Here is a 9337-nt window from a genome sequence, read left to right as displayed (position 1 = left end):
CACTCTCTTGAACCGCACGAACCGCGCGTTCGCTTTGCCCACCCAACTCTAGATAGCGACGGAAGGCATCGACTGATTTCTGCGGTTCGTGCAACTGGTCGGCATAGAGGGTTCCAAGCGAAAAATAGACATCCGTGTAGGCAGGATTGACAGCTAACGCCTGCTGCATGGCCTGCTCGGCTTCCTTCGGCTGGCCCTTCTTTTCGAGCACGAGTCCCAAGGAGTAGTGCGAGTCGGGATTCTGCGGCGCGTGCTGGACTGCGGCACGCGCCGCCGCCAACGATTCATCCAGGTTGAGCAGCACTTCCAGGCGGATATAACTCTTCAGCACGTAGGCATCACCGAAGGACGGATCGTAGGCAATCGCGCGATTCAACCGTTCCAGGGCTTCTTCCGCCGATTTCTGCTGCTGAAGGATGGCAAACGCCTGCTCATATTGGACGCGAGCCTCTTTCATCCGGTCGGCTTCGGTGCTGGGTTCCTTGCCGACCGAAAACGATTCTTTCCGCCCCTGGACAAGGATGACATCTCCATCCCCCTCAAGTTGGACGAACTGCGGATGTTGCGCGTCTTTCGTGTCGCGCTCCACGTCCTGTCGCACCTGAGCCGCCAGTTCACTGGCCATGACCCACCCGTTCTTGTTCAGGTCGGCGGCCCCCTTCAACCCGGCGACCAGCGCCGTGACGAACGGACTCAGTCCGGAGCCGTGTGCCACCGTTTCGTCTTTCTCTGCCGCGGTAATCACTTGGACCGATCGTTTTTCGGTGTCGTCTTCCGGCGAGAAGCGGCCCTCCAGCGAGAGGGGTTGCGGAGCGGTGACATCCCACCCGCGCAGATTGGCGTCGAACAGAAAGAGTAGATGTTTGGAAGCGGATCGTCGACTGAACTCTTTGAGCTGATCGAGCGTGATCGCTTTCCCTGGATTATTGAGCTGCGCATCCCAGGGCACGACAAATCCCAGGTCCTTCGATTGAACATCCTGCGTCACGCCGGCATGGCCCGAAAAGAACATGACCACCCGATCCTGCCGTCCCACTTTGCGCGGCAGATAGTCGTTCAGAATCTGCAGGAGCCGCCGTGAACTCGCCTCCTTGTCCTGCAATTCAATGACTTCGTCGAAGCCGAGTTCACGCAGCGCTGCGGCAACCGCATGGGCACTTTCCAATGCCCCAGGCACCTTGGGCGCAACGAGATAGTTCTCCACCCCGACCACCACAGCCCAGGACTTATAGTAGAGGCCTTCAGGCTTTCCGACCTGCGCCTGGGCAGAAGAACCATCGGCGAGGAATTCGGCGGTACACCAGACCGCCAACGCGGCAACGATCCGGAAAAAACGGGGTGATGTCGGCGAGCGCATCAAGCGGATGATTCCATCAGAGACAACGCGCCCAGCCTACCCTCGCGCCGTCCTGACTGTCAAGAAAGGCACCGTGCACCACGCCGCACCGGCGCGGAAACTCCCGCATGGTGACCGGCGTGCGCAGGGATGGCCAGGGTTGCAGTTCCCTCCTCCCATCCGCATAATGCCGTACAGGATGATGCCGCGGGAGAGACCGCCCCGCGATTAGTGGAGGTGATGGGATTCATGAGCGACAAAATCGATACGCTACTCAAAGAAGGACGGGTCATTCAGCCCTCCGCCCGCACCAAAGCGGCGGCACATATCCCGGATTACGACCAGGCCTATAAGGCCTCCATCGCCGACCCCGAAGCTTTCTGGGGCGGCGTGGCCAAGGAATTGGAGTGGTTCACCCCCTGGACTCGAGTGTTGGAGTGGAACTACCCCTGGGCCAAATGGTTCGTCGGTGCGACCTGCAACATCGCCTACAACTGTCTCGATCGCCACGCCAATGGCTGGCGGCGGAACAAAGTCGCCATCATCTGGGTGGGCGAGAACGGTGAAGAACGCATCTTTACGTATGGCGAACTTTTGCGACAGGTCAACCGCTGCGCCAATGCACTCAAGGCACTGGGCTTGAAGCCAGGCGATCGTGTCACCATCTATTTGCCCAAAATCCCGGAACAGGTCGTCGCCATGTTGGCCTGCGCGCGCATCGGAGTCATTCACAGTGTGGTCTATTCCGGGTTCAGCGCGCCGGCCCTGGCCAGCCGCATCCAGGATGCGGAAGCACGGCTGGTCATCACTGCGGACGTCGGCTACGACCGCGGGAAAACGATCCCGCTCAAACCCGTGGTGGACGCAGCCGTGGCATCCTGCCCTACCGTGGAGAAGGTGGTGGTCGTACGACGGGACGCGCTTGGCGTCGCCCTCACCGCGCCGAAGGAAATCGATTGGGCCGACTGGCTCAAAGAACAGAGCGCGGTCTGTGCGGCGGAACCGCTCGACGCCGAAACCCCTCTCTATATTTTGTACACCTCGGGAACGACCGGAAAACCCAAAGGTGTCGTGCACGTCCATGGCGGCTACATGGTCGGCACCTATATCACGACCAAATATGTGTTCGATCTCAAGGAAGATGACGTCTACTTTTGCGTTGCCGATCCCGGCTGGGTGACAGGACACAGTTACATCGTCTACGGCCCCCTGTTGAACGGCGCCACGATCCTCATGGCCGAAGGCAAGCCCGACTATCCCAATCCGGGCCGCTGGTGGGACCTCATCGCCCGGTACGGCGTCTCCATTTTCTACACCACGCCGACGGCTGTCCGATTGCTGATGAAATACGGAGAAGACTGGCCGAAGAAATACGACCTCTCCACGTTGCGTGTGCTCGGCAGCGTCGGCGAGCCGATCAACCCCGAAGCCTGGGAATGGTTCTATCGCGTGACCGGCAGCGATAAACCCATCATGGACACCTGGTGGCAAACAGAAACCGGCGCGATCCTGGTCACTCCCCTGCCCTCCGTCCCGCTCAAGCCGGGTTCAGCCACGAGGCCGTTCCTGGGAATCGAAGCCGACGTGGTGGACAAGGAAGGCCACAGTCTGCCGAGTAATGCCGGCGGATTCGCCGTCATCAAGAAACCATGGCCGGCGATGATGCGCACGATCTACAAAGATCCCGACCGCTATAAGGTCTACTGGAATACCATCCCCAACTGTTATACGGCGGGCGACGTCTGCCGCAAGGACCAGGACGGCTACCTGTGGTTCATGGGACGTGCCGACGACGTCATTAAAGTGGCGGGCAACCGCATCGGCACGGCGGAAGTTGAAAGCGCCCTGGTCAGTCATGATGCCGTAGCCGAAGCCGCGGTCATCGGGAAACCACATCGCACCGCGGGTGAAGCGATCAAGGCCTTCGTCATCTTGAAACAGGGCTATCAGGATTCAAAGGAACTGGTGCAGTCGCTCAAAGATCATGTGCTGAAGGAACTGGGGAAAATTGCGGTGCCGCAGGAAATCGATATCGTTCCCTCACTCCCGAAAACACGGTCCGGAAAGATTATGCGGCGAGTGCTGAAAGCTAAAGAACTAGGACAGGACGTGGGAGACATTTCCACCATCGAAGACTGAACCGATTCAGCTTCAGCCACACACACTCTTTCACTGTCTGCATGGAGGCCGGTCATGCACAGACACTGTTCTCGTCGATCCATTCTCTGTTGGACGATTGCGGGGATCTTGCTGCTGGGGAGTGGAACATCCCTGAGTGTGGCCGAGGAAGGCGGGAAGGGGTCAACCACCTTCGCGCTTCATACCAAGCCGGCAGCCAGAGGGAAAAATCAGAAGGCAGCCTCTGCCCCGTCCAAGGGATCAACACCCCGATATGCATCGGCGGAGACAGCGGCACACGCTCCGGCCTGTTTCGGCGAAGCGCCAAAAATCCAGTCGGTAAAGCCGGACGAGGGCAAGCCCGGTGGCACAGTGACCCTCTACGGAAAAGGTTTTGGCCCTGCCGCCTGCCTTCGCTCTGTGTCCTTCGGTCCTGGCTATCCCGCGGCATTCACCTTCGTCAACGATACTCAAATCACCGCAACTGTCCCCAAACACAGACGGAAAGGAATGGCGATGCTGACCATCACCACCGCGTCGGGGGAGGATTCAAAAGCGTTTCTGGTGAAATAGATCGGCGCGCGATCGTGACGCGCTGAGGGATGGGAGCGGCTACAGCAATCCCCGGCGTTGCAGGTAATCCTTATCGATGACAGGGGATGGTTTGGGAGGAAGCACGCCGCGCTCCTGCAGGAGCCGTTCGACGTATTTGCCGATCAGGTCCGATTCCAAATTGAGGTGATCGCCCACCTGTTTCAGTCCAAGGGTGGTGACTGTTGCGGTGTGGGGAATAATGGCCACCAGAAACGAGCGGTCAGTCACCTCGTTGATCGTCAGGCTGATGCCATCCACCGTGATCGATCCCTTGGGAACGCAGAGTCGTAAAATTTCCTTCGGTGCCTCGATCTCCAGAATCAGTGCATTGCCGTCCTGATGCCGGCTCCGAATCGCCCCGACCCCGTCGACATGCCCGGAGACCATGTGGCCGCCGATGCGTTCGTTCAGTTTCATGGCCCGCTCGAGATTCACCGGTGCCCCGGAGGCGAGACGACCCAGCGTCGTGACGTGAAGTGTTTCCGGTGACACGTCGACGGAAAAGTCGTGATCGGTCCGCGCAACGGCCGTGAGGCATACGCCGTTCACACTGACACTGGCGCCGATGGTGAGGTCGCCCATCACGGTCGAGGCCATGATGGTCAGACGTGTGCCGGCCAAGCTTTTGTTCAGCACCGACACCGCACCCATCTCTTCCACAATACCACTGAACATGGTCTAGGCTCCCCTGTGAGTCTTCAAGAGATACAGACAGAATCCCACTAATCCGAGACCGCCCACCACCGCGATTCCACGCTGCAACGTTTCGATAAACTCGGTGTCCATCTTTCCCTGCTTTCCCATCAAAGAGCCATCGTCAGGCTGAAAAAATGCGGTTGCAGTATAGCACTACCGTGGAAGAGATCTCATCGTCGCCCAGAACGCCACAGCCGCAAGGATCTGGAGCCCGGCAATGACGGCAAACGCCCCCTGGTAGCTGACATGGGCAATGAGCAACCCGGCGAGCAGCGGACCGCTCGCATGTCCGATGTCCATCACCGTCCCTTGCATTCCCATCCCCGCACCCAGCCGTTTGAACTCCGAACTGTCGGCCACCAGCGCGGCAGAGGATGACGACACCACCGCCTCTCCGAACCCGAACCCGGAGGACAATACCAGCAACAGGGCGAATGATCCGACGTGGGGAATGCTGATGAACGTCGCCGCGCAAATGACCAGACCGAGCACGATCAGCGGTTGTCGTCCGACCCGATCTGAGATCCGCCCCATCACCGGCTTGGACAAAAACGACGTCACCGCCTGCACGCTGAACATCAACCCCACTTCACCGGCGTTCAATCCGACCGAGAGGCCATAGAGCGGAAGGAACGCCATCAGCGCACCATTGGCAATCATCTTGGCCGCATCGGTGGAACTGGTGATCAACACCTTCCGGTTCCGGGCCACCGCAAGAAAACCTTTGCCCATCTCGGTGATCACCGGAGCCAGGCCCTTTTCGCGCACGCGCGGAGGCGGCTCGTCCAGATGCAGGCTGAAGAAGATCAGAATGGCAATGCACCCGAAGATCCCGGCGGTAACAAAGGCCGTGGAAAACCCGGCTGCATGGGCCAACCATCCACCCAGAAACGGGCCAAGAAGCGAGCCGGACTGGGTGCAGGCCGTATAGGTGCCCATCGCGGCCCCGCGCCGCTCTTTGTAGAGGTCCGCCACCGTCGCCAGGGCACTCGGCGCGAAGATGGCCGTCGCCAGGCCATGGACGAATCGTAAGGCCGTCAACGCATTGAGATCCGAAATGAATGGATAGATGAACGGCGGCAACCCGAACGCCACCACCCCGATGCGCAGCAGCATCTTCCGCCCATAGATGTCGGACAGGGCGCCCGACGGCAGTTTCAGCAGCACCCCGGTCATCGTCGACACGGAGACGATCAACCCGATCCGCTCCGGGCCGGCGCCAAGCGATTCCGCGAAGAGGGACAGCACCGGCATGCGAACCAGGTTATAGCTGATGAAACAAAACACGCCGAGCGTGCAGAGGTAGAAAAAGCTGCGGGAAGTCGTCATCACCATCTCATGGAAGGGCGGGGCCCGATCGCGGTGCAGGCTGATGCAGGGACGCAAGGGCGTCCTTCAGAAACGCGACCTGCTCGTCCGGGAGACCCGGCGGGTCTGTCGCCTCGAACAGCACGTGATCCGGATGGTCGCGCATGACCCCGGCCAAACGACGCGCGGCATCAAACGCCTTCACGACCTGTCGATTCACCACATTGCCAATGAGCGGACGAAGCAGCGACAACAGCCCGGAATAGAGTCGATTGTCGAGCCGCAGGTAGGCCACCATTGTATTGTCGACCGACTCGCCCCCCTGCCCGTCCTGTACCGGCTGCAATCGAAACAACACCAAGGCCTTGCCGGTCACTCGCGGCAAAAACCGTCCGTCATGCGTGCCTTCGACATAATACATACGCGTGTGCTGATCCTGATAGAGCGGATGCACCATTCCTTCCGTGCCTTCGCCATCCGTCGCCCAAAACTCATCAGGTCCGCGCAACTCAGCTTTATAGAGTCCCAGGTCGAGGCGATTGACCAAAGCGGCTGCCATGACAGGATGCTCCAATAGGTACAGATACACAGATTCCGGCAGAGGAGTTCTGATGGGACCGACCTTGTTGGCGGTCGTGTAGTGCGTCACGATCGGCTCGACCCGGCAGGCCCAAGACGCGTCGATCCGGTCGAGGGGAAAGAGGACCCCGGCATGGAGGGACGGGAGCGGGCAACGGTCCGGCTCGGCGTGCCCGACGGAGAGGAATGCGACCGCTCCGGCCACGAGGACGACGGCGGCTGCACCGGCGCGTCGAACAGCCGTTGCGGCCCTACTCATGAAGGCCGCTGCGGCACGGACAGCGTCACATGGACAGGAAAGAGTTGCGCAGGATCGTGCCTGAGACGCGCCTGTCGCAGCAACGTTTCCACCTGCGGTGTGAGCAGGCCCTCAAACGAAGGCTTCCCGTCCGTCGTGATGATGACCGGCTGTGACAGATCGATGAGGTCCTCGTTCAGATACAGCGTATACTGCCGTACCCGGTCGGTACGCACCTCGATCCGGTTGGGGCCGGTAACCTGCGCGGTCAAGCGGGCATACGTCCGCTGTCGAATGCTGTCGTCCCGCTTGTCGATGAGGTCTTCAGAAAAGGAGGCGATCTGATCCGTCGCGTCAATCCTCACCCACCCGAATGACAAAAGATGGCTCGCATCGCGCACGACGGTCACGGTCTTCGGCACCGGCGTCCGGCGCTGGTTGTCGAACCACGTCACCAGATCAGGGAGTTCTTCCCGCGGGAAAAAATGTCCTCCGGCCATGGCATGGGTACGGTCGTGTTCGCGGTAGATGAACGGATACCCGAGATGCTTCAATTCAGCGGCCAGTTTCCGGCTCAATTCCACCGGCATGACCTGATCTTGAGATCCATGGATGATATAGACCGGCGTTGTCCGGAGATTCTCCAGAAAGGGAAACAGCACATCGTCGATCCCGCTGGCCATCGGAGCGAGACCGGCAAACAACGGAGCATGGTGCATACCGATCAACCAGGCCCCGATACCACCGTTGGACATACCGCTCAGGAAAATGCGGTTCGGATCGATCCGATACCGCTGCCGCACGGTCTGGACCACCGCCAAGACCAAATCTTCTGCCCGTCTCGTAAACCAGGCGCCGGCTGGATAGGTCGGACACACTAGGATGTAGTTCTCGCCTAAACGTGACTTCCATCGATCCAAGTAGGCCTCGCCGGTGAAGCCGGCCCCGTGCAGACACACGACCAACGCATAGTCCTTCGTCGGCTCATAGCTTTGTGGGACAGACAGGCTATACCGATAGGGACGGTCACGCACGACGATCTGCTCATCCGGCAACATGCCGACCGGCTGGAGACCATGTGGCTGCCCCTTGCGCAGAATCCCTTGCACGGCAGGCACCGTGGCATCGGAACGCTGCAGAATCGTAGTCAGCACCGCGCGAGCCTGCTCGCCGTCTTCAGTCGTGAGGTACTGCCACACCTGGGCGGCCAGGTCTGTTGCAAGAGGCTCTTCGGCCGCATACAGGGGCATGACAGACAAGCCTGGCGCAACAAGGCACCCGAGGAGGAGCAGGAATGCGATGAGTCTTAACGGTTGGGCATTGCAGACGGAACGGAGAAACACGTGGAACGGGCTCCTAGTGGGTCGCCAAATCAGCTTGGATCAGCATATCACGCCCGACCGGCTCGATGCGCAGATTGTTGAGGGAGAGGGACTCGCGCAATCGGCGCGGCGACAATCCCCCCACCAGTCCCTTGGCATCCTGTCCACCCAACAAGAGTGGCGCAATGAAACACATGAGCCGTTGGGCGAGGCCGGCCCGCAGCACGGCGGCGTTTATCTCGCTTCCTCCCTCGACCAGCAGGCTTGTAATCCCAAGTTGGCCAAGCCGCGTCCACAACGCCTGGAGATCGACATGGCCTCCGGCCTTCGGAAGGATCAGCACATCGACACCACGCCTTTTCAAGGTGGCAAGCTTACGCGGCGGAGCCGCACTGGTGGTGGCGAGCACCGTGTGCGCCTCTTGCTGCTGTGCGAGCACCGCGGCCTTGAGGGGGATCCGCAGTCGGCTGTCCACAATGATTCGCAGCGGCTGCCGCAGAGACAACTCGCCGCCCGGCCTCGCGGTCAATCGGGGATTGTCTCGCAACACCGTGCCGATACCGACAAGGACGGCGTCCACATCGGCCCGCATCTGCTGAGCCTGCCCCCGCGCCGCTTCATCGGTAATCCATTGGGATTCGCCTCGGGCCGTGGCGATCTGCCCATCCAACGTCATACCGGCCTTCAAGATGGTAAAGGGTCGGCCGTTCTGCACCCAGTAGATGTAGGCCTCGTTGAGTTGCCTGGCTTCGGCCTCGCAACAACCGACTTCGACCTGTATCCCTGCCCGCTTCAGCTGCGCAATTCCTCTCCCTCGCACCTGCGGATTCGGATCGACCATGGCGACGACGACGCGGCGAACGCCGGACGCAATCACCAGCGGAACACAGGGGGGGGTGCGCTTTTTCAGATGACTGCAGGGTTCGAGGGTGACGTAGAGGGTGCCGCCTTTGGCACGGGAACCGGCCTGACTCAAGGCGATCACTTCAGCATGGGGGCCACCCACTTTGCGGTGGGAGCCTTGCCCGACGATGATCCCGCGGTGGACGACCACGGCGCCGACCATGGGATTGGGGCTGGTGTGACCCCGGCCCTTCGCGGCGAGGCGAAGCGCCAGGGCCATATACTCACGGTCTCGAGGAGAAG

Annotated in this window: 8 protein-coding genes; 2 read left to right on the top strand and 6 right to left on the bottom strand. The window is 60.4% G+C overall.

Going from position 1 to position 9337, the window contains the following annotated elements:
- A partial coding sequence (locus JNL86_04310) for a tetratricopeptide repeat protein (GenBank protein MBL8042122.1) occupies nt 1–1357 on the bottom strand: 1357 nt, incomplete at its 3' end.
- 228 nt (nt 1358–1585) lie between these two features.
- On the opposite strand from JNL86_04310, the gene acs reads away from it, so the two are divergent.
- Nucleotides 1586–3475 (top strand): acetate--CoA ligase, encoded by a 1890-nt coding sequence (acs, locus tag JNL86_04305; protein MBL8042121.1) that lies wholly within the window; start codon nt 1586–1588, stop codon nt 3473–3475.
- Nucleotides 3476–3529: 54 nt separating this feature from the next.
- Entirely contained in the window at nt 3530–4027 is a 498-nt protein-coding gene (locus JNL86_04300; GenBank protein ID MBL8042120.1) for an IPT/TIG domain-containing protein, read from the top strand.
- A gap of 39 nt (nt 4028–4066) precedes the next feature.
- On the opposite strand, the gene JNL86_04295 is transcribed toward JNL86_04300, so the two are convergent.
- The 5 genes from JNL86_04295 to ribD all read right to left on the bottom strand — a co-directional run bounded on the left by JNL86_04295 (nt 4067) and on the right by ribD (nt 9314).
- Nucleotides 4067–4723 (bottom strand): riboflavin synthase, encoded by a 657-nt coding sequence (locus tag JNL86_04295; protein ID MBL8042119.1) that lies wholly within the window; start codon nt 4721–4723, stop codon nt 4067–4069.
- 174 nt (nt 4724–4897) lie between these two features.
- Complete coding sequence (locus tag JNL86_04290; protein ID MBL8042118.1) at nt 4898–6073, bottom strand: MFS transporter; 1176 nt, start codon at nt 6071–6073, stop codon at nt 4898–4900.
- Between the two features lie 7 nt (nt 6074–6080).
- A complete protein-coding gene (locus tag JNL86_04285) occupies nt 6081–6890 on the bottom strand; it encodes a hypothetical protein (GenBank protein MBL8042117.1) in 810 nt (269 codons plus the stop codon).
- Nucleotides 6887–8212, bottom strand: a complete 1326-nt coding sequence (locus JNL86_04280) for a hypothetical protein (protein MBL8042116.1) — start codon at nt 8210–8212, stop codon at nt 6887–6889. Before JNL86_04280 ends, JNL86_04285 begins: the two co-directional genes overlap by 4 nt.
- Before the next feature lie 13 nt (nt 8213–8225).
- Entirely contained in the window at nt 8226–9314 is a 1089-nt protein-coding gene (gene ribD / locus JNL86_04275) for a bifunctional diaminohydroxyphosphoribosylaminopyrimidine deaminase/5-amino-6-(5-phosphoribosylamino)uracil reductase RibD (protein ID MBL8042115.1), read from the bottom strand.
- Nucleotides 9315–9337: the final 23 nt, after the last annotated feature.

Origin of the sequence: Nitrospira sp., from assembly GCA_016788885.1 — a bacterium.
GTDB lineage: Bacteria > Nitrospirota > Nitrospiria > Nitrospirales > Nitrospiraceae > Nitrospira_A.
The sequence above is the reverse complement of the archived record's forward strand: the minus strand, read 5'-3'. Positions and strand labels throughout refer to the sequence as shown.

What these genes read in the sequence shown, in the direction of transcription:
- acs (MBL8042121.1), top strand. Translation starts at nt 1,586, where the DNA reads ATGAGCGACAAAATCGATACGCTACTCAAAGAAGGACGGGTCATTCAG.
- JNL86_04300 (MBL8042120.1), top strand. Translation starts at nt 3,530, where the DNA reads ATGCACAGACACTGTTCTCGTCGATCCATTCTCTGTTGGACGATTGCG.
- JNL86_04295 (MBL8042119.1), bottom strand. Translation starts at nt 4,723, where the DNA reads ATGTTCAGTGGTATTGTGGAAGAGATGGGTGCGGTGTCGGTGCTGAAC.
- JNL86_04290 (MBL8042118.1), bottom strand. Translation starts at nt 6,073, where the DNA reads ATGACGACTTCCCGCAGCTTTTTCTACCTCTGCACGCTCGGCGTGTTT.
- JNL86_04285 (MBL8042117.1), bottom strand. Translation starts at nt 6,890, where the DNA reads ATGAGTAGGGCCGCAACGGCTGTTCGACGCGCCGGTGCAGCCGCCGTC.
- ribD (MBL8042115.1), bottom strand. Translation starts at nt 9,314, where the DNA reads ATGGCCCTGGCGCTTCGCCTCGCCGCGAAGGGCCGGGGTCACACCAGC.